This is a genomic window from Pseudomonas sp. GG8 (genome assembly GCF_052976945.1).
On the sequence record NZ_JBRIIP010000001.1, the window covers coordinates 5,298,456 to 5,320,098 of the forward strand.

At 58.7% G+C, this 21,643-nt stretch carries 22 protein-coding genes; 10 read left to right on the forward strand and 12 right to left on the reverse strand.

Going from position 1 to position 21,643, the window contains the following annotated elements:
• Nucleotides 1–7: 7 nt before the first annotated feature.
• From spoT to ACVBEG_RS24940, 4 genes are all read right to left on the reverse strand, one after another.
• On the reverse strand, nt 8–2,116 hold the full coding sequence (gene spoT / locus ACVBEG_RS24925) for a bifunctional GTP diphosphokinase/guanosine-3',5'-bis pyrophosphate 3'-pyrophosphohydrolase (protein ID WP_219063063.1): 2,109 nt from the start codon (nt 2,114–2,116) through the stop codon (nt 8–10).
• A gap of 60 nt (nt 2,117–2,176) precedes the next feature.
• The gene (gene rpoZ, locus ACVBEG_RS24930) at nt 2,177–2,440 is read right to left on the reverse strand and encodes a DNA-directed RNA polymerase subunit omega (protein ID WP_322177006.1); all 264 of its coding nucleotides are present in this window, start codon (nt 2,438–2,440) and stop codon (nt 2,177–2,179) included.
• Nucleotides 2,441–2,595: 155 nt separating this feature from the next.
• Complete coding sequence (gmk, locus tag ACVBEG_RS24935) at nt 2,596–3,216, reverse strand: guanylate kinase (RefSeq protein ID WP_322177005.1); 621 nt, start codon at nt 3,214–3,216, stop codon at nt 2,596–2,598.
• A gap of 12 nt (nt 3,217–3,228) precedes the next feature.
• Nucleotides 3,229–4,092 carry a YicC/YloC family endoribonuclease gene (locus ACVBEG_RS24940; protein WP_447108389.1) on the reverse strand — a complete coding sequence of 288 codons (864 nt, stop codon included), beginning with the start codon at nt 4,090–4,092 and terminating at the stop codon, nt 3,229–3,231.
• A 289-nt stretch (nt 4,093–4,381) separates the two neighbouring features.
• Here ACVBEG_RS24940 and rph point away from each other — a divergent pair, with 289 nt between their 5' ends.
• Nucleotides 4,382–5,104, forward strand: a complete 723-nt coding sequence (gene rph / locus ACVBEG_RS24945; RefSeq protein WP_322177003.1) for a ribonuclease PH — start codon at nt 4,382–4,384, stop codon at nt 5,102–5,104.
• Between the two features lie 48 nt (nt 5,105–5,152).
• A complete protein-coding gene (locus ACVBEG_RS24950) occupies nt 5,153–5,521 on the forward strand; it encodes a DUF4870 domain-containing protein (RefSeq protein ID WP_322177002.1) in 369 nt (122 codons plus the stop codon).
• Nucleotides 5,522–5,583: 62 nt separating this feature from the next.
• Here the strand turns inward: ACVBEG_RS24950 and ACVBEG_RS24955 are convergent, their stop codons facing one another.
• A complete protein-coding gene (locus tag ACVBEG_RS24955) occupies nt 5,584–6,363 on the reverse strand; it encodes an exodeoxyribonuclease III (RefSeq protein WP_322177001.1) in 780 nt (259 codons plus the stop codon).
• Between the two features lie 82 nt (nt 6,364–6,445).
• On the opposite strand from ACVBEG_RS24955, the gene pyrE reads away from it, so the two are divergent.
• Both pyrE and ACVBEG_RS24965 read left to right on the forward strand, forming a co-directional pair.
• Nucleotides 6,446–7,087: an orotate phosphoribosyltransferase gene (gene pyrE, locus ACVBEG_RS24960; RefSeq protein ID WP_322177000.1), complete on the forward strand. Its 642-nt coding sequence runs from the start codon at nt 6,446–6,448 to the stop codon at nt 7,085–7,087.
• 13 nt (nt 7,088–7,100) lie between these two features.
• The gene (locus ACVBEG_RS24965) at nt 7,101–7,691 is read left to right on the forward strand and encodes a DUF4124 domain-containing protein (RefSeq protein ID WP_322176999.1); all 591 of its coding nucleotides are present in this window, start codon (nt 7,101–7,103) and stop codon (nt 7,689–7,691) included.
• Between the two features lie 75 nt (nt 7,692–7,766).
• On the opposite strand, the gene argB is transcribed toward ACVBEG_RS24965, so the two are convergent.
• The 4 genes from argB to coaBC all read right to left on the reverse strand — a co-directional run bounded on the left by argB (nt 7,767) and on the right by coaBC (nt 13,079).
• Nucleotides 7,767–8,672 (reverse strand): acetylglutamate kinase, encoded by a 906-nt coding sequence (gene argB, locus ACVBEG_RS24970; RefSeq protein ID WP_219063054.1) that lies wholly within the window; start codon nt 8,670–8,672, stop codon nt 7,767–7,769.
• Nucleotides 8,673–8,701: 29 nt separating this feature from the next.
• Nucleotides 8,702–11,293: a phosphomannomutase/phosphoglucomutase gene (locus tag ACVBEG_RS24975; protein WP_447108390.1), complete on the reverse strand. Its 2,592-nt coding sequence runs from the start codon at nt 11,291–11,293 to the stop codon at nt 8,702–8,704.
• Nucleotides 11,294–11,408: 115 nt separating this feature from the next.
• A complete protein-coding gene (gene dut / locus ACVBEG_RS24980; protein WP_322176998.1) occupies nt 11,409–11,864 on the reverse strand; it encodes a dUTP diphosphatase in 456 nt (151 codons plus the stop codon).
• 6 nt (nt 11,865–11,870) lie between these two features.
• Entirely contained in the window at nt 11,871–13,079 is a 1,209-nt protein-coding gene (coaBC, locus tag ACVBEG_RS24985; protein ID WP_322176997.1) for a bifunctional phosphopantothenoylcysteine decarboxylase/phosphopantothenate--cysteine ligase CoaBC, read from the reverse strand.
• A gap of 132 nt (nt 13,080–13,211) precedes the next feature.
• On the opposite strand from coaBC, the gene radC reads away from it, so the two are divergent.
• Nucleotides 13,212–13,886 carry a RadC family protein gene (gene radC / locus ACVBEG_RS24990; RefSeq protein ID WP_322176996.1) on the forward strand — a complete coding sequence of 225 codons (675 nt, stop codon included), beginning with the start codon at nt 13,212–13,214 and terminating at the stop codon, nt 13,884–13,886.
• A 79-nt stretch (nt 13,887–13,965) separates the two neighbouring features.
• Here radC and ACVBEG_RS24995 read toward each other — a convergent pair whose 3' ends face one another.
• A complete protein-coding gene (locus ACVBEG_RS24995; RefSeq protein ID WP_322176995.1) occupies nt 13,966–15,564 on the reverse strand; it encodes an ABC transporter substrate-binding protein in 1,599 nt (532 codons plus the stop codon).
• A gap of 364 nt (nt 15,565–15,928) precedes the next feature.
• Between ACVBEG_RS24995 and rpmB the strand changes: the two genes are divergently transcribed.
• Both rpmB and rpmG read left to right on the forward strand, forming a co-directional pair.
• A complete protein-coding gene (rpmB, locus tag ACVBEG_RS25000; RefSeq protein ID WP_219063049.1) occupies nt 15,929–16,165 on the forward strand; it encodes a 50S ribosomal protein L28 in 237 nt (78 codons plus the stop codon).
• 11 nt (nt 16,166–16,176) lie between these two features.
• Nucleotides 16,177–16,332 carry a 50S ribosomal protein L33 gene (gene rpmG, locus ACVBEG_RS25005; RefSeq protein ID WP_219063048.1) on the forward strand — a complete coding sequence of 52 codons (156 nt, stop codon included), beginning with the start codon at nt 16,177–16,179 and terminating at the stop codon, nt 16,330–16,332.
• A gap of 80 nt (nt 16,333–16,412) precedes the next feature.
• Here rpmG and ACVBEG_RS25010 read toward each other — a convergent pair whose 3' ends face one another.
• Nucleotides 16,413–16,775 carry a cupin domain-containing protein gene (locus ACVBEG_RS25010; protein WP_447108391.1) on the reverse strand — a complete coding sequence of 121 codons (363 nt, stop codon included), beginning with the start codon at nt 16,773–16,775 and terminating at the stop codon, nt 16,413–16,415.
• Between the two features lie 169 nt (nt 16,776–16,944).
• On the opposite strand from ACVBEG_RS25010, the gene ACVBEG_RS25015 reads away from it, so the two are divergent.
• Together ACVBEG_RS25015 and ACVBEG_RS25020 are read left to right on the forward strand one after the other, a co-directional pair.
• Nucleotides 16,945–18,438, forward strand: coding sequence for an aldehyde dehydrogenase (locus ACVBEG_RS25015; protein ID WP_330200923.1), 1,494 nt, complete (start codon nt 16,945–16,947; stop codon nt 18,436–18,438).
• A gap of 174 nt (nt 18,439–18,612) precedes the next feature.
• The gene (locus ACVBEG_RS25020; protein ID WP_219063045.1) at nt 18,613–19,758 is read left to right on the forward strand and encodes an MFS transporter; all 1,146 of its coding nucleotides are present in this window, start codon (nt 18,613–18,615) and stop codon (nt 19,756–19,758) included.
• A 38-nt stretch (nt 19,759–19,796) separates the two neighbouring features.
• Here ACVBEG_RS25020 and ACVBEG_RS25025 read toward each other — a convergent pair whose 3' ends face one another.
• Nucleotides 19,797–21,230, reverse strand: coding sequence for an aminotransferase-like domain-containing protein (locus ACVBEG_RS25025; protein WP_322176992.1), 1,434 nt, complete (start codon nt 21,228–21,230; stop codon nt 19,797–19,799).
• A 177-nt stretch (nt 21,231–21,407) separates the two neighbouring features.
• Here ACVBEG_RS25025 and ACVBEG_RS25030 point away from each other — a divergent pair, with 177 nt between their 5' ends.
• On the forward strand, nt 21,408–21,641 hold the full coding sequence (locus ACVBEG_RS25030; protein WP_322176991.1) for a DUF1127 domain-containing protein: 234 nt from the start codon (nt 21,408–21,410) through the stop codon (nt 21,639–21,641).
• Nucleotides 21,642–21,643 lie beyond the last annotated feature (2 nt).

Genomic DNA, 21,643 nt, shown 5'->3' on the forward strand with positions numbered 1-21,643 from the left:
TGGTTGGCTACGCGCGCATGCGGGTGATGCGAATGACCCCTGTCAGGGCGCGCAGTTTTCTGATCACGCGGGCCAGGTGCACGCGGTCGTGCACGCTGACTACCAGTTGGACCACGCTGATGCGACCATCGCGCTCGTCCATGCTGATTTTTTCGATATTGCCGTCCGCGGCATTCACGCTACTGGCCAGCAGGGCGATAAGGCCGCGCTGATGTTCCAGTTCGACGCGCAGTTCGACGTTGAATTCGCCCGTCACATCCTTGGCCCAGGACAGCTGGATGCATTTTTCCGGATTGTGGCGGATTTCACTGATGTTTCGGCAGTTGTCCAGGTGCACAACCATGCCCTTGCCTGCGGACAGATGGCCGACAATCGGGTCGCCCGGGATCGGCGTGCAGCACTTGGCGTAGCTGAGGACTAACCCTTCGGTGCCGCGAATCGCCAATGGACCTTCGGAGCTTGGCAGTTGCTCGGCTTCGCTGGTCAGCAAGCGGCGGGCGACGACATAGGCCATGCGGTTGCCCAGGCCAATGTCTTCGAGCAGGTCTTCGATGACCTCCACGCGGTACTCGGTAAGGATCATTTGCACGCGGTCGGCTGGAATCTTCTCCAGGGTGCTATTGAAGCCGTTGAGCACCTTGTTCAGCAGGCGTTCGCCCAGGCTGATGGATTCAGAGCGGCGTTGCAGCTTGAGGGCGTGGCGAATGTGCGTGCGAGCTTTACCGGTGACCACGAAATTCAGCCACGCCGGGTTCGGACGCGCACCTGGCGCGCTGACGATTTCAACCGTCGAGCCACTTTGCAGCGGCTCGGAGAGCGGTGCCAGGCGACGATTGATCCGACAGGCTATGCAGCTGTTGCCGACATCGGTGTGGACTGCGTAAGCGAAATCGACCGCCGTGGAGCCTTTGGGCAGCTCCATGATCCGGCCTTTGGGCGTGAACACGTAGACCTCGTCCGGGAACAGGTCGATCTTCACGCTTTCGATGAATTCCAGCGAGTTGCCGGCACGCTGCTGCATTTCCAGCACGCCTTTGACCCACTGACGAGCGCGGGCATGCGTGCCTTGTTGCTGCTCGTCGCCATTGGATTTGTACAGCCAATGCGCCGCGATCCCGTTGTTCGCCATCTCTTCCATTTCACGGGTGCGGATCTGGATTTCGATAGGCACGCCATGCATACCGAACAGCGTCGTATGCAGGGACTGGTAGCCGTTGGCCTTGGGAATCGCGATGTAATCCTTGAAGCGCCCGGGCAGCGGTTTGTACAAATTATGCACAGCACCCAGCACGCGGTAGCAGGTGTCGACTTTGTCGACGATGATGCGGAACGCGTAAACGTCCATGATTTCGTTGAAGGCCCGGCGTTTGCCGCGCATCTTCTTGTAGATGCCGTACAGGTGTTTCTGCCGACCGCTGACTTCGCCTTCGATACCGTCCACGGCCAGGCAATGGCTCAGGGACTCCTCGATCTTGTTGACCAGCTCTTTGCGATTGCCCCGTGCCCGTTTGACCGCTTGGCCAATACGTGAGGAGCGCATTGGGTACATGGCCTTGAACCCGAGGTCTTCGAACTCAATGCGAATGCTGTGCATGCCCAGGCGATTGGCGATGGGCGCATAGATTTCCAGGGTTTCCTTGGCGATCCGCCGGCGCTTTTCTCCGGACAGGACTTCCAGCGTGCGCATGTTGTGCAGCCGGTCAGCCAGCTTGACCAGGATCACGCGGATATCGCGCGCCATGGCCATGGCCATTTTCTGGAAGTTTTCAGCTTGCGCCTCGGCCTTGGTCTCGAAGTTCATCTGAGTCAGCTTGCTGACCCCATCGACCAATTCGGCCACGGTTTCGCCGAACTGCGCACAGAGCGCTTCCTTGGCAATTCCGGTGTCTTCAATCACGTCATGCAGCATGGCCGCCATCAGGCTTTGATGGTCCATGTGCATGTCGGCAAGGATATTCGCGACCGCTAGAGGGTGCGTGACGTAGGCTTCACCGCTACGACGGCGTTGGCCATCGTGGGCTTGTTCGGCATAGAAATACGCTCGGCGGACCAGATTGACCTGGTCTTTACCGAGGTAGGCCGACAGACGATCGGCGAGGGCGTCTATGCTCGGCAAGGTGTTACCCCCTGCCGATGGCTTTTGCCCTGTGCCGTACTACGTCGACCAGGCATAGACTTAGACGGCCTCGTTGGACTCGTCCTCGAAGTTACCGAACAACGGCTCATCTTCAACGATTTCAGCTTCTGCAATGACTGCGTAATTCATCAGGCCCGCTGCGATTTCACGCAGAGCCATAACGGTAGGCTTGTCATTTTCCCAAGGCAGTTTCGGTTCTTTACCGCCGGTCGCCAATTGACGGGCACGCTTGGTAGAGAGCATGACCAGCTCAAAGCGATTAACGACGTGGTCTAGGCAGTCTTCAACGGTCACGCGGGCCATGGGTATTCCTCGTAGCAAATGCAGTATGCGCGGTGCCCGGATGGGCGAGCGGACTGAACAGTTTAAAAAAACACCAGCGTTTAGGGAAGCGCTGATTTTTCAGGGGCACCCCAATACGTTGCTTACGCACGTTTAAAATGCCCGAAAGCGGTATTTCAAGCCAGCAGTTGACGAAGCAAATCGCTGAAACGCTGCTGTTGTGGTTTCTGCTTTAACTGGTTGGCGCGGAAGATCGCTTTAAGGTCTTCCAGGGCGGTGGCGAAGTCATCGTTGATCACAATGAAATCGTATTCCACATAATGGCTCATCTCGCTGACGGCTTCACGCATGCGTCCTTCGATGATCTCGTCGCTGTCCTGGCCGCGGTTGGTCAGGCGTTGACGCAACGCTTGCTGGGTCGGTGGCAGGATGAAAATCGAGCGTGCGTCCGGCAGCAATTTGCGGACTTGTTCAGCCCCTTGCCAGTCGATTTCCAGAATCAGGTCATGGCCTTCATCAAGCGTTTGCTGCAGGCGGCTCTGCGAGGTGCCGTACATATTGCCGAAGACTTCGGCCTGTTCGAGAAAATCGCCGTGCTCGATCATCCGCACGAACTCGGCGCGGTCGACAAAGTGATAGTTCACCCCGTCGACTTCGCCCGGACGTATGGCGCGCGTGGTGTGCGAGACCGAGACACGGATCTGCGGCTGGGCGTCGATCAGGGCCTTTACCAAGCTGGTTTTGCCCGCGCCAGAAGGTGCAGAAACGATATAAAGGGTGCCGGTACTGTGGGTCATGTTGGGGTAGCCTTACTCAATATTCTGCACTTGTTCACGCATCTGCTCGATCAACACCTTGAGGTTGACCGCCGCTTGAGTGCTGCGCGGGTCGAAGGCTTTGGAGCCCAATGTATTGGCTTCGCGGTTGAGTTCCTGCATCAGGAAGTCCAGGCGCCGACCTGCTTGTCCGCCCGTCTTGAGGACGCGACGCACCTCGGTAACGTGGGTGCTGAGACGGTCCAGTTCTTCGGCGACGTCACTTTTCTGTGCGAGCAGGACCATTTCCTGTTCCAGGCGCTGAGGATCAAGCTCGGCCTTCATGTCGGCAAAGCGATCCATTACCTTTTGGCGCTGGGTCGCAAGCATCTGCGGCACCAGCGTACGCAGGGTTGCGACTTCTTCGTTTATCGAGACTAGCCGTTCGTCTAGAAGTTTGGCCAGGTCGGCACCTTCACGGCCGCGACCGGCTTTCAGTTCGCTCAACGCCTCGCTGAACAGGGCCAGTGCATCGTTATTGAGCGCCTGCGGATCGCTGGCATCGGCCACCAATACGCCGGGCCAGGCAAGTACTTCCAGCGGATTCAGAGGGGCCGGTTGCTTGATCAGGCTGGCTACGGTCTCTGCTGCGGCGACCAATTGTGCGGCGCGCTCGAGATCAACCTGCAGCGGTTTGCCAGCGGTTTCTTCGGTGAAGCGCAACGTGCATTCCACCTTGCCGCGCGACAAGCCCTGACGCAGAGCTTCGCGGGCCGCGCCTTCCAGGTCGCGAAAGGACTCCGGCAGGCGCAGGTGCGGCTCAAGATAACGATGATTGACCGAGCGCAGTTCCCAGCTCAGCGTGCCTTGGGTGCCGGCCCGTTCTACTCGGGCGAAGGCCGTCATGCTGTGCACCATGGGAAATACCTCGTGGGTTCAGTCGGTGAGAAGACTGTCGTGGGCGCAGGACTGCCCGAATAAATGTCACAAATAGCCGACAGGCTTCGAAGGCGCAGGATTGTAGCGCAGTGCGGTGCATGCTCCCAAACTGGCGACGCCATAAGGCGTTACCGAGCGTCGCTCTTGTGCAGGCTGCAATGCTGTTGGCAGCTCCGAATCGGCCCGGCAACTTTATTAGAGGTGCCCAGCTCGGGTTGTGACCTCTATAATGCCCGGCAGTTTTCCGTCTCAGTACAGGTATTCCCAAATGAAACGTCCAAGTGGCCGCGCTGCCGATCAGCTCCGCTCGATCCGCATCACCCGCAACTACACCAAACACGCCGAGGGTTCTGTACTGGTCGAGTTTGGTGACACCAAAGTGATTTGCACGGTCAGCGTCGAGAGCGGCGTGCCGCGCTTCCTTAAAGGTCAGGGCCAAGGCTGGTTGACGGCTGAGTACGGCATGCTGCCGCGCGCCACTGGTGATCGTAACCAGCGTGAAGCGAGCCGTGGCAAGCAAGGCGGGCGTACCCTGGAGATTCAACGTTTGATCGGTCGTTCCCTGCGATCAGCGTTGGACATGTCCAAGCTGGGCGAAGTGACGCTGTATGTCGATTGCGATGTGATCCAGGCCGATGGCGGTACGCGTACCGCGTCCATTACCGGTGCCATGGTTGCGTTGGTCGATGCCTTGAAAGTCATCAAGAAGCGCGGCGGCCTCAAAGGTGGCGATCCACTCAAGCAGATGATTGCTGCGGTGTCGGTGGGTATGTATCAGGGTGAGCCAGTACTTGACCTCGACTACCTGGAAGACTCCGCTGCCGAGACCGATCTCAACGTGGTGATGACCAGTGCTGGCGGCTTTATCGAAGTCCAGGGCACCGCTGAAGGCGCGCCGTTCCAGCCAGAAGAGCTGAACGCGATGCTGGCATTGGCGAACATCGGCATGGCCGAGCTGTTCGAACTGCAGCGAGCTGCGCTGGCCGACTGATCGGCACGGGTATAGATTCAGCCATCACACCTGCTAAGGATAAGCATCATGAGTGACAGCCAGCTTCCGCTACCGACCCCCAGTGCCGAGGTTCGTCAATGGGCGATGCTCTGTCACTTTGCGGCGTTTTTCGGCCTGATCTTCCCTTTCGGCAATCTGCTGGGGCCATTGATTCTCTGGCAGATCAAGAAAGAGACCGATCCTTTCATTGATGCCCAAGGCAAGGAAGCTCTGAATTTTCAGATCACCGTGGCGATTGCCGCAATGATCTGCTTCCTGTTGATGGTCGTGATTATCGGCTTCCCGCTGTTGGTACTGGTCGGCGTCGGCGCGCTGGTGTTGACCATTATCGGCGGGGTCAAGGCCAACGACGGGATTGCCTATCGGTATCCGTTTACCTGGCGCTTGATCAAGTAACGCAAAACCAGCAGCCGCAAAAAAGCCGACACGAAGTCGGCTTTTTTGTGGGCGGCTGGACGTCAGATGGTCAACGTCCAGTCGTAATCCACAATCAATGGAGCGTGCTGCGAGAAGCGTGGCTGACGTGGCAGGCGAGCGCTGCGTACGAAGCGGCGCAGACCGGGGGTCAGCAGTTGATAGTCGAAGCGCCAACCGAGGTTGAGCATTTCGGCTTGTTCGTTATCCGGCCACCAGCTGTACTGATCGCCTTCACGGCTGACTTCACGCAGGGCGTCGACATAGCCCATGGTGCCGACAATCTCGTCCATCCATGCGCGTTCTGGCGCAAGAAAGCCTGGAGATTGCTGGCTGTCACGCCAGTTTTTGATATCTAGCTTCTGTTGCGCGACATACAGCGAGCCGCAATAGATGTATTCACGACGCTTGCGTCGTTGCTTATCCAGGTAGCGCGCGAAATCGTCCATAAGCTTGAACTTCTGGTTCAAGTCTTCGTCGCCGTTCATTCCCGAAGGAAGCAGCAAGGTCGCAATACTGACCTTGTCGAAATCCGCTTGCAGATAGCGCCCGTAACGGTCGGCTGTTTCGAAGCCAAGTCCGCTGATAACAGCCTTTGGTTGCAACCGCGAGTAGAGCGCCACACCGCCTTGGGCAGGGACTTCAGCATCGCAGGCATAAAGGAAGTAGCCATCCAGTTGGAAGGCTGGGTCGTCCAGTTCAAAGGCAGAGGCGCGGGTGTCCTGTAGGCAGATGACGTCAGCATTCTGGGCTTGTAGCCAACTGAGCAAACCACGCTCGACTGCAGCCTGAATGCCATTTACGTTCACACTGATGATCCGCATAAATGGCCCCAAAAATCACGTGCGTGTATGATACCCGAGCTCTACCTAATTAGCTAAATCCGTGGTATTTGGGGCTTTTTTCATGCAGGCATATCAGCGCGACTTCATTCGTTTTGCCATCGATCGCGGTGTTTTGCGCTTCGGTGAGTTCACTTTGAAGTCTGGACGGACCAGTCCATATTTCTTCAATGCCGGCCTGTTCAACAGCGGTTCTGCCCTGGCTCAGCTCGGTCGTTTCTACGCCCAGGCGGTGGTTGAGAGCGGCATTTCTTTCGATGTTCTGTTCGGCCCGGCCTACAAGGGCATTCCCCTGGCGGCCACGACGGCCGTGGCCTTGGCTGAACATCATCAGCTGGATCTGCCATGGTGCTTCAATCGCAAGGAAGCCAAGGCTCACGGCGAAGGCGGAAGCCTGGTCGGCGCGCCATTGCAAGGCAACGTGTTGATCATCGACGATGTGATCACTGCCGGTACGGCCATTCGTGAGGTCATGCAGATCATCAAGGACCAGGGCGCGACAGCGGCCGGTGTGTTGATCGCGCTGAATCGTCAGGAACGCGGCAATGGTGAGCTGTCGGCGATTCAGGAGGTCGAACGTGACTTCGGTATCCCGGTGATCAGCATCGTGTCCTTGAATCAGGTGCTGCAATTTTTGGCCGATGACCCACAACTCAAGCAATATTTGCCTGCGGTCGAGGCTTATCGGACGCAGTACGGAATTTGAGGATGCTGCATTTATGCTCAAGCTGAACACCGCGGGGCTGCTATTGGCGTTGAATGTGATGGCTGTACAGGCTGCTGATAAAACGCCTGTGTTGCTCTATCGCTACGTCGACAACAAGGGTGGGATCGTTCTCGACCGTCAAGGCGTGCCGCCGGAGTATGTCGGCAAAGGTTACCAGGTGCTCAATGAGCGAGGCCGAGTGATACAGGTCGTGCCGCCAGCCCCCACGGCAGAGGAAATCCAGCGTCAGCAGACCGACAAGGCCAAGGCCGACGCCAATGCTCAACTGCTGCATTTGTACAGCAGCGTGAGCGATGTCGACAGTGCCAAGACCCGCAAGCTCGCCGAGCTGGATGCCTTGATTGCCGTGGCACAGGGCAATCTGCAAGGCTTGATCTCTCAGCAGAGCACTCTTCAGGGGCAGGCTGCGGCCCAGGAACGTGCCGGTCGTGCCGTACCGCAGCCGTTACTCGATCAGATGAACAGCCTGCGTGACGACCAGCAAAGCCTCAAGGCTGAAGTCGAGCGTTATCAGGGTTCGCGCAAACAGGCTGAGGCCGATTTTGCGGTTGATCGAGTGCGGGTTCAGCAGTTACAGCATTGATAGGCTCTGAAAAAAAAGGCCCCGTCCGGTGTGAACCGGACGGGGCCTTTCAGTTGTGCGTGACGTATCGATCAATCAATGCCGCTTGCGATTGGTGATCTGGGTGCCGACGCCGCTGTCGGTGAAGATCTCCAGCAGCACGGCATTGGGCACGCGCCCGTCGATGATGTGCGAGCTGTTGACTCCGCCCTGAACCGCTTCCAGTGCGCACCGGATCTTGGGCAGCATGCCGCCGTAGATGGTGCCGTCGGCGATCAGGCCATCGACTTGTTCGGTGGTCAGTCCGGTCAGGACTTCGCCTTGTTTATTCATCAAGCCGGCGATGTTGGTCAGCAAAATCAGTTTTTCGGCCTTGAGGGCCTCGGCGACTTTGCCTGCAACCAGGTCGGCGTTGATATTGTACGACTCACCGTTAGGGCCAACGCCGATGGGCGCGATGACCGGAATAAAGTCGCCTTTGACCAACATGTTCAGCAGGTCGGTGTTAACCCCGACCACTTCACCGACCTGGCCGATATCAATGATTTCCGGCTTGGTCATGTCTGGCGTCTGCCGGGTGACCGTGAGCTTTCGCGCGCGAATCAGTTCAGCGTCTTTGCCGGTCAAGCCAATGGCGCTGCCGCCGTGGCGGTTGATCAGGTTGACGATGTCCTTGTTGACCTGGCCGCCCAGGACCATTTCCACCACGTCCATGGTTTGTGCGTCAGTGACGCGCATGCCGTCGATGAAGTGGCTTTCGATGGACAGGCGCTTGAGCAGGTCGCCGATTTGCGGGCCCCCGCCGTGAACCACTACCGGGTTGATACCGACGGCTTTCATCAGCACGATATCGCGCGCAAAGCCGGTTTTCAGCTCCTCGCTCTCCATAGCGTTGCCGCCGTATTTGATCACCAGCGTCTTGCCGACAAATCGGCGAATGTAAGGCAGCGCTTCGGACAAAACTTTGGCTACATTAGCAGCGGCATCGTGTTCGAGGGTCATTCAGGGCTCCAGTGAAAACAAGGGTTCATTCAAAACGGTAATTTGAGGTCGGGCGCAACGTTCTTGAGCTGGGCGTGGAACACGTCCTTGATGCGCTGCAATTCGGCTTCAGTATCGGCCTCGAAGCGTAATACCAAGACCGGCGTGGTGTTGGATGCACGCACCAGACCCCAGCCTTTGGGGTAGTCCACTCGCACACCATCAATGCTGGTCAACTGTGCGTCGCCCCATTGGGCATCGCGTTGCAGCGCTTCAATGATGCTGAACTTGGTCACGTCCGTCACATCGATATTGATTTCCGGTGTGGAAATATCATTCGGGAAGGTCGCGAAGACTTCTTCAGCGGTGCCTTTCTCCTGGCTGAGGATTTCCAGCAGGCGTGCCGCGCTGTAGATGCCGTCGTCGAAACCGAACCAGCGTTCCTTGAAGAAGATGTGCCCGCTCATTTCGCCTGCCAGCAGCGCACCGCTTTCGCGCATCTTCTTTTTGATCAGCGAGTGACCGGTCTTCCACATCACCGGACGACCGCCGTATTCGCGGATCAACGGGGTCAGGCGGCGGGTGCATTTGACGTCGAAAATGATATCGGCACCGGGATTGCGTGACACTACATCTTTGGCGAACAGCATCAACAGGCGATCCGGGAACACGATGTTACCGGTGTTGGTGACGACGCCTACGCGGTCACCGTCACCGTCGAAGGCCAGGCCCAGGTCGGCACCGGTTTCCTTGACCTTGGCGATCAGGTCAACGAGGTTTTCCGGTTTGCCTGGATCAGGGTGGTGGTTCGGGAAGTTGCCGTCGACGTCGCAGAACAGCGGGATGATTTCGCAGTTCAGAGCTTCAAGCAGTTGCGGAGCGATGACGCCCGCCGCGCCGTTGCCACAGTCGACCACGACCTTCATGCGTCGGGCGAGGACAACGTCTTCGGTGATTTGCTTGAAGTAGCGATCAAGAATGTCGACTTTCTCGATGCTGCCTTTGCCGGTGGTCAGATCGTTGGTTTTCAGGCGCGTGTGCAAAGCCTGGATCTGTTCATTGGCCAGGGTGTCGCCAGCAATGACGATCTTGAAGCCGTTGTAGTCTCGCGGGTTGTGGCTGCCGGTCAGCATCACACCGGTTTTACCGGCAAGCACGTTGGCGGCGTAATAGAGCGCAGGGGTCGGTACCAGGCCGACATCGCTGACGTGGCAGCCGCTGTCGTGCAGGCCCTGAATCAGTTGCTGTACCAGTTCCGGGCCGGACAGGCGGCCATCGCGGCCTACGGAGACGTTAGGTTCATTCTTGGCCAGACTCTCGGAGCCGATGGCGCGACCAATCCAGTAAGCCGTTTCTGCGAAGAGGGTGTCACCGACGACGCCACGAATATCGTAGGCGCGGAAGATGGTGTCAGGAAATTTAGGTGCCACCAATGCTGTACTGCTCATAACTGGGGGGTGCTCCAATCTCAGGAAGTCCTGGTTTTCGTCGAGGAAGTCGATATCGAGAATGTCGGTATCTTGAAACAGCGGATCGACCCACTCAGTACGCGGGGCATTGGGCTGAGTCGACGCTGGGGCACTGCTTGTCGCTAAGTCGTTATTGAAGCGGTTCTTGTCTTGGACCGTGGTCGATGGCGCATTACGCACCGAAAATCTGGCCAGGCTCTGGGCCAACCCATTCAGGGCTGGCAGGCTTAATCCGAAAGCTTTGACGGCTTTTCCGCCTGAGAGTTCTTGAAGCAGTTGGTCCAGCTGTCGGGCGTCTGCCGAAATGCGCCGCTGCAAGGCGCTGTCGTTGAGGTACAGCCCAAGCACAACACCGGCCAGCGCAACCAGCGCCGCCAGCGCCAGAAACAGCCAGGGCACTGATGAATCGAGCGCCGGGCCCGGCGTGAAGTCGAGTTTCCAGTTGGGTTGGCCGGTGTCGAACGCCTGTGACGAACCTGCTGCAGGCTGACCGCGTTGCAGCAGAACTTGCCCGGGACTGGCGCCGAACTGTTGGGTTACCTGGACCTGACCAATATCAGTGAGCAAAACCGGCAGCGCGCTCAGCACCCGTTGCAGGTCGAACGCCAGCAACAGCGTGCCGGTGATCGGTGCGCCCGGGCTCGCCCGCAGCGGCGCAACGCTATAGACCAGCCAGCGCTCGCCGACTTTGCGCGCTTCGGGGGAGGGCGTCTGGCCGAGTGCGGCTTTGTTGAGCATGTCCAGGGTGGAAAAATTCACCGGCACGGGAGCTTGTGCATCCACGTCGGTCCGGCCGAGAGGGTTGAGCCGTGCGCCCACCACGCTGTCGTGATAGCGCAGCTGATTTTCAGCCTGGCTGATCGAGGTCGGGTCTTTGCTTTGCAGTGCTTGAGCAAGTGCGCCGTCGAGCGCGGCGGTTTGCGTCTCGGCGTTCAGTTGTTTGAGTGCCAGGCCCAAGGCGCTGGCCTGGCTAGAACCCCAAGCCTGGCTGAGCCGGGTTTGCTGGTGCGGCTGGCTGAATAACGCCAGCCACAACAACACGCTGGCCGTGAGTAGCCCTGCGATAGCCGAAACAAGGCCGGGCGAAAGAATGGGCTGACGGGCAGCCGATGACGGACTGTCGGGGGGTTGCGAGTGGTTGCTTGCTGTGGCGGTGCGCTTAAAGCCTTTCACATCACCTCTCCCCGGTATTCATCCTGAATCGCAAAGGGTCTTTCCTGAGCCGTTTGGTGCCCGTTAGGGCCCAAACGGCCGGGTCAGGGTTCAAGTGGCCATTTTAGACGGTGTTTCAGTGGCTGCCTGAGTGACCAAAACCGCCAGCACCACGCTGGCTTTCGTCGAACTCTTCGACCAACTCGAAGTGCGCTTGTACGACCGGCACCAGCACCAGTTGAGCAAGGCGTTCGCCGATTGAGATTTTGAAGGCGGTCTGGCCGCGATTCCAACAGGACACCATCAACTCGCCCTGGTAATCGGAGTCGATCAAACCGACCAGATTGCCCAACACGATGCCGTGTTTATGGCCAAGGCCCGAACGCGGCAGAATCAACGCGGCGAGGCCGGGATCGCCAATGTAAATCGACAGCCCTGTGGGGATCAGCAGGGTCTGGCCCGGTTCGATGATCGTGTCTTCTTGCAGCATCGCGCGCAGGTCGAGACCGGCGGAGCCCTCGGTGGCGTAGGCCGGAAGAGGGAAGTCGCTACCAATGCGGGGGTCGAGGATCTTGGCTTGTAAAGCATGCATGCGTGATTAAACCTGGTTCAGACGGTCGGCGATAAAAGTGATCAGCTGGCGGGCAATTTTGCCTTTGCTGGTCTGGGCAAAAAAAGTTTCGTGCAGTGCCCGGTCAATCACGCTGCACGCATTCTCTTCGCTATTGAAACCGATGCTGGGGTTAGCCACATCGTTGGCGACGATCAGGTCCAGGTTCTTGTCCTTGAGCTTGCGTGCAGCATAGTCGAGCAGATGTTCGGTTTCGGCAGCGAAGCCGACACTGAATGGACGGTCCGGGCGGCCAGCAATGGTGGCAAGAATGTCCGGGTTGCGGACCATCTGCAACAGCAGGCCGTCACCGTTGCTGGGGTCTTTCTTGAGTTTGTGCGGTGCGACCACTTCGGGACGGTAATCGGCCACCGCTGCGGAGGCGATAAACAGATCGCAGGGGATCGCGGCTTCGCAGGCGGCGAGCATGTCGCGCGCACTGACCACGTCGATCCGGGTGACGCGGTCCGGGGTTGGCAGATTGACCGGGCCGGTGATCAAGGTCACCCGGGCGCCAGCTTCAACCGCCGCTTCGGCCAAGGCAAACCCCATTTTCCCCGAGCTGTGGTTGGTGATGTAGCGTACCGGGTCGATGTTTTCCTGGGTCGGGCCGGCGGTGATCAGGACGTGCCTGCCGGTCAGCGACTCGCGCCGGAAACAATCGGCGGCACGTTGCACCAGTTCGTCCGCTTCGAGCATGCGGCCAAAGCCGACATCACCGCAGGCCTGGCTGCCCGATGCAGGACCGAACATGCGCATGCCGCGCTCTTCGAGCAGGTGGGTGTTGGCCTGCGTCGCTGGATCGCGCCACATCGCCTGGTTCATGGCTGGCGCAATCGCTACAGAGGCGTCAGTGGCCAGCACGACGGTGGTCAACAGGTCATTGGCGATGCCTTGGGCCAGGCGCGCGATCAGGTCGGCGGTGGCCGGGGCGATCAGCACCAGGTCGGCCCACTTGGCCAGCTCGATATGGCCCATGGCCGCTTCTGCTGCCGGGTCGAGCAAATCCATGTGCACCGGATTACCGGACAAGGCTTGCATGGTCAGAGGCGTGATGAACTCACTGCCGCCGCGGGTCATGACAACACGCACTTCTGCGCCCTGATCGCGTAACCGACGGACCAGCTCGGCGCTCTTGTAGGCGGCGATGCCGCCGCCGACGCCGAGAACAATGCGTTTTCGATACAGCCGCTGCATAGGCGTGCCTTTTAGTCGAGTGAACGCGACGGCGATGACGCCTCCCCAGGCCAGATCGCCGCGCAAAAAAGATGGGCTAAGATAGCACAGCGACCGCACGGGAACAGCGGTCCCCACACACATGGAGGTGCTATGAGTATTCGTGATTGGCCTGCGGCCGAGCGTCCGCGGGAGAAGCTTCTTGAGCAGGGGGCGGCGAGCCTTTCCGATGCCGAACTGTTGGCGATTTTTTTGCGCACGGGTGTTACCGGAAAAAGCGCCGTGGACCTTGCGCGACATTTGCTGAAGCAATTCGGCAGCCTCAGATCGTTGCTGGAGGCTGACCTGCAAACCTTCTGTCTGGAGTTGGGGCTGGGCCCCGCAAAGTTCGCGCAGTTGCAGGCGGTGATGGAGATGTCTCGTCGGCATATGGCCGAACGTTTGAAGCGCGATTCAAGCCTGGAGAACCCGCAAGGGGTGCGCGATTACCTCAAGGCGCAGCTCAGGCACGAGCCGCACGAGGTTTTCGCCTGTCTGTTTCTGGACACCAAGCATCGGGTGTTGGCGTTCGAGGCGTTGTTTCGAGGGTCGATCAGCTGCGCCGAGGTCCATCCCCGGCAAGTGGTCAAGCGCGCCCTGGCGCACAATGCGGCGGCGTTGATCCTGTGCCACAACCATCCGTCCGGCGTGCCCGACCCCAGCGAGGATGACTGCAAGCTGACCCACCTGCTCAAGGACGCTCTGGACATGATCGACGTGAAGGTGCTCGATCACTTCATCATCGGTGATGGCGACCCGTTGTCGATGGTGGAAGCCGGCTTGATGTGAGAAGCACAGGCCGCGCACGGTGGGTGCGCGGCCTGTTGGTCGTACGAAAAGTGTACAGCGCGCTATTTTCGTTCTGTATCTACTTCAATGTGACGTGGGAAAAGTCCTGGCGACCGAATGGACTCACCTGATAACCCTGTACGTCTTTGCGCGTCAGTGCGGCAGCGGTGGGGTGTGCCAGCGGCAGCCACAAGGCCTGTTGCTGGATTTGCGTCTGAGCCTTGAGGTACAAGGCGCTGCGCTCGGCTTGATCGCTGGTGGCTTTGCCTGCGCTGATCAGTTTGTCCAGGCCCTGGTCGCAATAACGGGCGAAGTTGGTCCCTGAGGTCACGGCGGCGCAGGAGAACTGCGGTGTCAGGAAGTTATCCGGATCGCCGTTATCGCCTGCCCAGCCCATGAACAGCAGGTCATGCTCGCCAGCCTTGGCGCGACGAATCAACTCGCCCCACTCGATGATCTTGATCTCGGCTTTGATCCCGACTGCAGCCAGGTCTGCCTGCAACAATTGCGCGCCGAGACTTGGGTTAGGGTTGAGCAAACTGCCGGATGGGCGAGTCCAGATCGTGGTTTTGAAGCCATCCTTGATACCGGCTTTGGCCAGCAACTCACGGGCTTTGGCCTGATTATGCTGATAGCCGGGAAGGTCTTTGGCGTAGCTCCAGGTGTTGGGCGGATAAACCCCGGTCGCGTTTTCAGCGGTGTTTTCGAATACCGCTTTGAGGTAGCTGTTTTTATCGAAAGCGAGGTTGATCGCCTGGCGAACTTCAGGCTTGTCCAGCGGCGGGTGCTGGCTGTTGATCGCGACAAAAGCGGTCATGAACGCTGCGGCTTTTTCGATTTTCAGCTGTGGGTCTTTGCTGGCAGCCTGAATATCCAGAGGTTTGGGTGAAAGGGCGATCTGGCACTCGTTCTGGCGGATTTTCTGCAGTCGCACGTTGGCGTCCGGCGTGATCGCATACACCAGCGCGTCAACGGCAGGCTTGCCGCTGAAGTAGTCCGGGTTGGCGACATAACGCACCACAGCGTCCTTTTGGAAGCGCTTGAAGACGAATGGGCCGGTACCGATGGGTTGGCTGTTGAGCTTTTCCGGGGTGCCCGCCTTCAGTAGCTGCGCGGTGTATTCGGCGGAATAGATCGACGCAAAGCCCATGCTCAGCGTTGCCAGGAAGGTCGAATCCGGGTGGTTGAGGGTAAAGCGGACGGTGAGAGCGTCAGGTGCTTCTATATTCTTGATCAGTGTGGGTAACTGCATCGATTGTGCATGCGGAAAGCCGCTTTGGGCGACCTTATGCCACGGGTTGGCCGGGTCGAGCATGCGCTGGAAGCTGAATTGCACGTCTTCTGCGGTCAGGTCACGGGTCGGATTGAAGTAATCGGTGTGGTGAAACTTCACCCCGGCGCGTAGTTTGAAGTCGTAGGTCAGGCCATCCGCCGAGACACTCCAGCTTTCCGCCAGACTGGGCAGCAGTTTGCCGCTCTGCGCATCGAACTCCACCAAACGGTTCATGAGCACGTCGGCGGAGGCGTTGGTCGTCGTCAGCGAGTTGTACTGCACGACATCAAACCCTTCGGGGCTGGCTTCGGTGCAGACGCTGAGGGTGGTCGCAGCCTGAGCCGGCAATGTGCTGAAAAAGGGCGCGAGCAGGAGCGAAAGGGCTGCGAAACGCGTAAAACGCATGGCGATATTCCTGTCAGAGAGGGCCCCATCTGCGGGCGCAGTCTGGTGAGAGACTTACCCTAGACTATGCATCGGCGCAGGACAATCCGTCTGGTGCGACGAGCGGTATATTTCTTGCCGCGCCCGCACGGGTTGAGCCTGAAGGCAAAACACGGTCTGCCAAAACAAGGTAATGTGCATGCGCTGTTGTTGCACCTCGGTGTTTCTGGTATAAAGCAGCGCTCTTTTCTAGGGGCCCGGTTCCTTCGTTTGTAGGTGTGGCCGGTAAGACCCCTAAAGAAACGCGGCGCCTGGCGCCAAATGACTGAGAGATTAAGCGGCCAACCCATGCCGGGTTGGGCATGTGGTTTTAGAGGGCTGAGGCATGTCGAGAGTATGTCAAGTTACCGGTAAGGGTCCGGTAACCGGGAATAACATTTCCCACGCAAACAACAAAACCCGTCGTCGTTTCCTGCCGAACCTGCAGCATCACCGCTTCTGGGTCGAGTCCGAGAATCGTTTTGTGCGTCTGCGCGTATCTGCCAAAGGCATGCGTATCATCGACAAGCGTGGCATTGATGTCATTCTTCTCGAAATTCGCGCCAATGGCGCTAAGGTCTAAGGGAGATAGTCATGCGTGAATTGATCCGTTTGGTGTCGAGCGCTAACACAGGCCATTTCTACACCACCGATAAGAACAAACGCACCACTCCGGACAAAATCGAAATTAAAAAATTCGATCCGGTTGCTCGTAAGCACGTGATCTACAAAGAAGCCAAAATCAAGTAATTGATTTCGCTTCTTACAAAAAAACCCGCCTGAGAAGGCGGGTTTTTTTGTGCCTGAATTTCAGTGAAGGCAGCTGTTGCTCAGGCCTTTTGTTCGAACACCACATACACCTTGCGACAGGCTTCCAGCACTTCCCAGGTGCCTTTGAAGCCCGCAGGAATCACAAAGCGATCACTGGCACGCAGGGTTTTGGCGTTGCCATCCTCGTCGCGTAGCACCGATACGCCCTGCACGATTTCGCAATACTCATGTTCGGTGTAATTCACCGTCCATTGACCGATTGCACCTTCCCAAACGCCGGCGCTGAGTTGGCCGCAGGGGCTGTTGTAATGGTTGTAGACGGTTTGCTCCGGGTTGCCCTTGAGGATTTTTTCTGGCGCGGGCACGTAGCGTTCTGGCGTGGTGTTGGCCTGGCTGAAGTCGACAATATTTTCGATGTTCATCGTGATTCGCTCCCAGCTAACGCGTTTCATGTTGAATAAAATGAACAACAAAACGCCGTTTGGCCTGAAGTGTCAAATATATTGGAAATTTCCCAGTCACTTGGTTTAGGGTGGGGTTTGCCCTTGGCTGATGCCATCCGTATTCAAAAAACAACAGGAGGACACTCGTATGACCACCCTGACTCGTGCTGACTGGGAACAGCGTGCCAAAGATCTGAAGATCGAAGGCCGTGCTTACATCAACGGTGAATACACCGCTGCGGTTTCTGGCGCCACCTTCGAATGCATCAGCCCTGTCGATGGCCGCGTCCTGGCACAGGTTGCCAGTTGCGAGGCTGCCGATGCCCAGCGTGCTGTCGACAGTGCCCGCGCTACGTTCAACTCTGGCGTGTGGTCACGTCTGGCCCCTGTCAAACGCAAGGCGGCGATGATCCGTTTTGCCGGTCTGTTGAAACAGAACGCTGAAGAATTGGCCCTGCTCGAAACCCTCGACATGGGCAAGCCGATCAGCGACTCGTTGAGCATTGATGTCCCTGGAGCCGCCCAGGCGCTGAGCTGGAGCGGTGAAGCGATCGACAAAATTTACGACGAAGTGGCCGCCACGCCCCATGACCAACTGGGTCTGGTGACGCGCGAACCCATCGGTGTTGTGGCGGCCATCGTGCCGTGGAACTTCCCGCTGATGATGGCCTGCTGGAAACTCGGTCCAGCGCTGTCCACTGGCAACTCGGTCATCCTCAAACCGTCGGAAAAATCTCCGTTGACCGCTATTCGCATCGCCCAACTGGCGGTTGAAGCCGGTATCCCGGCGGGCGTGCTCAACGTTCTGCCTGGCTATGGTCATACCGTCGGCAAGGCGCTGGCCTTGCACATGGATGTCGATACGCTGGTCTTCACCGGCTCGACCAGAACCGCCAAGCAATTGCTGATCTATTCCGGCGAGTCGAACATGAAGCGCATCTGGCTGGAAGCCGGTGGCAAGAGCCCGAATATCGTATTTGCCGACGCACCGGATCTGCAAGCCGCCGCCGAATCGGCTGCTGGCGCTATCGCCTTCAACCAGGGCGAAGTGTGCACTGCGGGTTCGCGTCTGCTGGTCGAACGGTCGATCAAGGACACGTTCCTGCCGCTGGTGATCGAAGCACTCAAGGCCTGGAAGCCAGGTAATCCGCTGGACCCGCAAACCAATGTGGGGGCGGTGGTCGACACCCAGCAGCTGAACACGGTGTTGTCTTACATCGAGTCGGGTCATGCCGATGGCGCCACGTTGGTCGCAGGCGGCAAGCGCACGCTGCAGGAAACGGGCGGCACTTATGTTGAGCCGACGATTTTTGACGGCGTCAGCAATGCGATGAAAATCGCTCAGGAAGAAATTTTCGGCCCAGTGCTGTCGGTGATTGCCTTCGATACCGTGGAAGAAGCTATCCAGATCGCCAACGACACGGCTTATGGCCTGGCGGCGGCTGTGTGGACCGCTAACCTGTCCAAGGCTCATCTGACGGCCAAGGCGCTGCGTGCCGGTAGCGTGTGGATCAACCAGTACGATGGCGGCGACATGACCGCACCGTTTGGCGGGTTCAAGCAGTCGGGCAACGGCCGCGATAAATCGCTGCATGCGTTCGACAAGTACACCGAGCTGAAGGCGACCTGGATCAAGTTGTAATCCGGCTAGGTCGCGAATGAATTCGCTCCTTCAGGGTTTTGATCCACTGTAGGCGCGAATAAACTCGCGCAAGCGGTGTGCAAGACAACCGAAAAGCAGCCGGGCTCTCCACATCAGGAAGCCCGGCTGTTTTGTTTTGATCGTCGGTACACGTTATCCACAGGAGCGTGGGCAATGCGTTGGGGTACTTATTTCGCTGTTCTGGCCTCGGTCTTGAGTGTCGGATTGGCCTTGGGCGTGAGCATGCCGTTGGTGTCCTTGCGCCTGGAAAGCTGGGGCTACGGTTCTTTTGCCATCGGAGTGATGGCGGCGATGCCGGCGATTGGCGTGCTGGTCGGGGCGAGTTTCGCCAGCCGCCTGGCCGCGCGCTTCGGGACGCCACTGTTGATGCGTCTGTGCTTGTGGGCCGGGGCGTTGTCCATCGGTTTGCTGGCCTTGTTGCCCAACTATTGGGTCTGGGTAGGGTTGCGTCTGTTGATCGGGGTCATCCTGACCATCGTGTTCATTCTTGGCGAAAGCTGGATCAATCAACTGGTGGTCGAGCGTTGGCGCGGCCGGTTGGTGGCGCTGTATGGCAGCAGCTATGCCCTGAGCCAACTGGCCGGCCCCCTGCTGCTGGGCATTATCGGCGCCGAAGCGGATTACGGTTTTTGGGTTGGCGTCGTGCTGCTGCTCTGTTCGCCGCTGTTGCTGCTGGGGCGTACCGGCGCGCCCAGCGCTGAAGCCTGCAACGTGACCTTCAGCGATCTGTTTGGCTTTTGCCGAGGACTGCCAGCGATTGCTTGGGCGGTGGCACTGTTCGCGGCGTTCGAGGCAATGATTCTGACCTTGCTGCCGATCTACTGCCTGCGCCAGGGCTTTACCCCGGAAGTCGCATTATTCATGGTCAGCACGGTGGTGGTCGGTGATGCGCTCCTGCAATTGCCGATTGGTGCGCTGGCTGACAGGGTTTCTCGACGCACGCTGTTTTCGGGCTGTGCGCTGTTACTCATGCTGTCGAGTCTGGCGATTCCGCTGCTGCTTGATACCGTGCTGATCTGGCCAGTGTGGGTGTTGTTCGGTGCCAGCGCCGGTGGGTTGTTCACCTTGTCGTTGATTCTGATCGGCGAGCGTTATCGCGATGATTCACTGGTTCGTGCCAACGCACACATCGCTCAGCTGTGGGGGATCGGCTGCTTGCTCGGGCCACTGGCGGCAGGCGCGGGCAGCCAATGGGTCAGTGGGCATGCCCTGCCATTGCTCATGGCCGCGGGTTCCTTCGGTCTGGTGATTTTGTCCCTGCGCCGTGGTGCGTTCGGGGCGCAGCCGGTCGTGGCTTAGAGCCCTTTTTTCCCTAGCCCCGCATGGCGGGGCAAACGTCAGTGGGTGGCCGGTTCCGTCTCGGCCAGCAGGCGGGTGATGGTCGAGCCTACTTTGCGCACGGCGTCCTCGATCTGCGCCGTCGGTTTGGCGGCGTAGTTCATCCGCAGGCAATTGCGGTACTTGCCGGACGCCGAGAAAATGCTGCCCACGGCGATCTGTACGCCTTGGTCGAGCAACGCGCGATTCAGGCGCAAGGTGTCGAAATCCTCAACCAGCTCAACCCACAGCATAAAACCGCCTTGGGGCCGACTGACACGGGTGCCTGCCGGAAAGTAGCGCATGACCCAATCGGTCATCTGGTCGCGACCGCGCTGATACTGCCCGCGCATCCGCCGCAAATGCGGCTCGTAGTGCCCAGATTCTAGAAATTCGGCAATCGCCAGTTGCGGTTGAGTGGCGGTCGAGCCGGTGCTGATGTATTTCATGTGCAGCACCCGCTCCAGATAGCGCCCCGGCGCGACCCAACCAATGCGCAGTCCTGGCGCCAGGGTTTTCGAGAACGAGCTGCACAGGAGGACGCGACCGTCTTCGTCGAAGGATTTGATCGTTCGCGGTCGGGGATAGTTGTAGGCCAGATCGCCATACACATCGTCTTCGATGATCGCCACATCAAAGCGTTGAGCGAGGCTCAGCAGGGCCCGCTTGCGCGCCTCGGGCATGATGTAGCCCAGCGGGTTGTTGCAGTTGGGGGTCAGTTGAATGGCTTTGATCGGCCACTGTTCCAGCGCCAGTTCCAGCGCATCGAGGCTGATGCCGGTAATGGGGTCGGTGGGGATTTCCAGGGCCTTCATCCCCAGGCCCTTGAGGGTCTGCATGGCGCCGTGAAAGCTTGGCGAGTCCACCGCCACGATGTCGCCCGGCTCGCAAACGGCGCGGATGCTGGTGGACAACGCTTCATGGCAGCCGGTGGTGATCACCAGATCGTTGGCCGAGAGCTGACACCCAGAATCCAGCAGCAGGCGCGCGACCTGATCGCGCAGGCTTTGGGTGCCGTAGATGTTGTCGTAATACAGCCCTGGCATGTCCTGGCGCCGACTGATCTTGGCCAGCGCGCGCAGCAGGGGTTTCAGGGTCGGGCTGCTGACGTCTGGCATGCCGCGCCCGAGCTGGATCACATTGGCATTGGGCACACTGCGGATCAGCTCGAGGACTTGTTCCCATTGGGAAATTTCGACGGGCCGTTGCGCCGGTCGTCCCACCACCGGCAAGGCGGGGATCGTACGTCCGGACGGGACGAAATAACCTGATTTAGGTTTCGGCGATGCCAGCCCGTTGTCTTCCAGCAAGCGATACGCCTGTTGCACGGTGCTCAGGCTGACGCCGTGCTCCAGGCTCAGTGCGCGGACCGAGGGCAGCCGGTCTCCAGGGCGATAAAAACCGTTTTCAATGCGAGTGCCGAGCAGGGCGGCAAGATTGACGTAGAGCGTCATGGCGTACTCTCGATGGCGATCGATTCAGTTGACCAGTACAGATGCCGTCAAAATACAGGATTCAGCCTCGCGATGGGGTTGTCTGTATGGAAGTAATAAGGTTTTTTTGAATCTGTAATGGATTTGCCCGGCCCGTCATCATGAAATCACACGAACGCGTGATGGAGGGATCAGGAAATGAACGGGTTGAGCGATGTACGGCTGATGCTGCATAGCCAGGAGCTGCATGAGGGGCGAGCGCCTTGCGTGCAGACGGGCTGCCCACCGGGGCTAAGCCGGTGGGGCGTGTTCCGCCATCGCTGGGTGACCCGCAAAGCGCTGCTTGATCTGGATGCCAATCAGTTGCGCGACGTTGGCATCAGCCTGGAGCAGGCCCGAGCCGAGGGCCTGAAGCCGTTCTGGAGAGGTTGAAC

What these genes read in the sequence shown, in the direction of transcription:
- ACVBEG_RS25025 (WP_322176992.1), bottom strand. Translation starts at nt 21,230, where the DNA reads ATGACGCTCTACGTCAATCTTGCCGCCCTGCTCGGCACTCGCATTGAA.
- pyrE (WP_322177000.1), top strand. Translation starts at nt 6,446, where the DNA reads ATGCAGGCATATCAGCGCGACTTCATTCGTTTTGCCATCGATCGCGGT.
- ACVBEG_RS24955 (WP_322177001.1), bottom strand. Translation starts at nt 6,363, where the DNA reads ATGCGGATCATCAGTGTGAACGTAAATGGCATTCAGGCTGCAGTCGAG.
- ACVBEG_RS25015 (WP_330200923.1), top strand. Translation starts at nt 16,945, where the DNA reads ATGACCACCCTGACTCGTGCTGACTGGGAACAGCGTGCCAAAGATCTG.
- rpmG (WP_219063048.1), top strand. Translation starts at nt 16,177, where the DNA reads ATGCGTGAATTGATCCGTTTGGTGTCGAGCGCTAACACAGGCCATTTC.
- ACVBEG_RS25010 (WP_447108391.1), bottom strand. Translation starts at nt 16,775, where the DNA reads ATGAACATCGAAAATATTGTCGACTTCAGCCAGGCCAACACCACGCCA.
- ACVBEG_RS24995 (WP_322176995.1), bottom strand. Translation starts at nt 15,564, where the DNA reads ATGCGTTTTACGCGTTTCGCAGCCCTTTCGCTCCTGCTCGCGCCCTTT.
- radC (WP_322176996.1), top strand. Translation starts at nt 13,212, where the DNA reads ATGAGTATTCGTGATTGGCCTGCGGCCGAGCGTCCGCGGGAGAAGCTT.
- rpmB (WP_219063049.1), top strand. Translation starts at nt 15,929, where the DNA reads ATGTCGAGAGTATGTCAAGTTACCGGTAAGGGTCCGGTAACCGGGAAT.
- gmk (WP_322177005.1), bottom strand. Translation starts at nt 3,216, where the DNA reads ATGACCCACAGTACCGGCACCCTTTATATCGTTTCTGCACCTTCTGGC.
- rpoZ (WP_322177006.1), bottom strand. Translation starts at nt 2,440, where the DNA reads ATGGCCCGCGTGACCGTTGAAGACTGCCTAGACCACGTCGTTAATCGC.
- coaBC (WP_322176997.1), bottom strand. Translation starts at nt 13,079, where the DNA reads ATGCAGCGGCTGTATCGAAAACGCATTGTTCTCGGCGTCGGCGGCGGC.
- dut (WP_322176998.1), bottom strand. Translation starts at nt 11,864, where the DNA reads ATGCATGCTTTACAAGCCAAGATCCTCGACCCCCGCATTGGTAGCGAC.
- ACVBEG_RS25030 (WP_322176991.1), top strand. Translation starts at nt 21,408, where the DNA reads ATGAACGGGTTGAGCGATGTACGGCTGATGCTGCATAGCCAGGAGCTG.
- ACVBEG_RS24965 (WP_322176999.1), top strand. Translation starts at nt 7,101, where the DNA reads ATGCTCAAGCTGAACACCGCGGGGCTGCTATTGGCGTTGAATGTGATG.
- ACVBEG_RS25020 (WP_219063045.1), top strand. Translation starts at nt 18,613, where the DNA reads ATGCGTTGGGGTACTTATTTCGCTGTTCTGGCCTCGGTCTTGAGTGTC.
- ACVBEG_RS24940 (WP_447108389.1), bottom strand. Translation starts at nt 4,092, where the DNA reads ATGGTGCACAGCATGACGGCCTTCGCCCGAGTAGAACGGGCCGGCACC.
- argB (WP_219063054.1), bottom strand. Translation starts at nt 8,672, where the DNA reads ATGACCCTCGAACACGATGCCGCTGCTAATGTAGCCAAAGTTTTGTCC.
- rph (WP_322177003.1), top strand. Translation starts at nt 4,382, where the DNA reads ATGAAACGTCCAAGTGGCCGCGCTGCCGATCAGCTCCGCTCGATCCGC.
- ACVBEG_RS24950 (WP_322177002.1), top strand. Translation starts at nt 5,153, where the DNA reads ATGAGTGACAGCCAGCTTCCGCTACCGACCCCCAGTGCCGAGGTTCGT.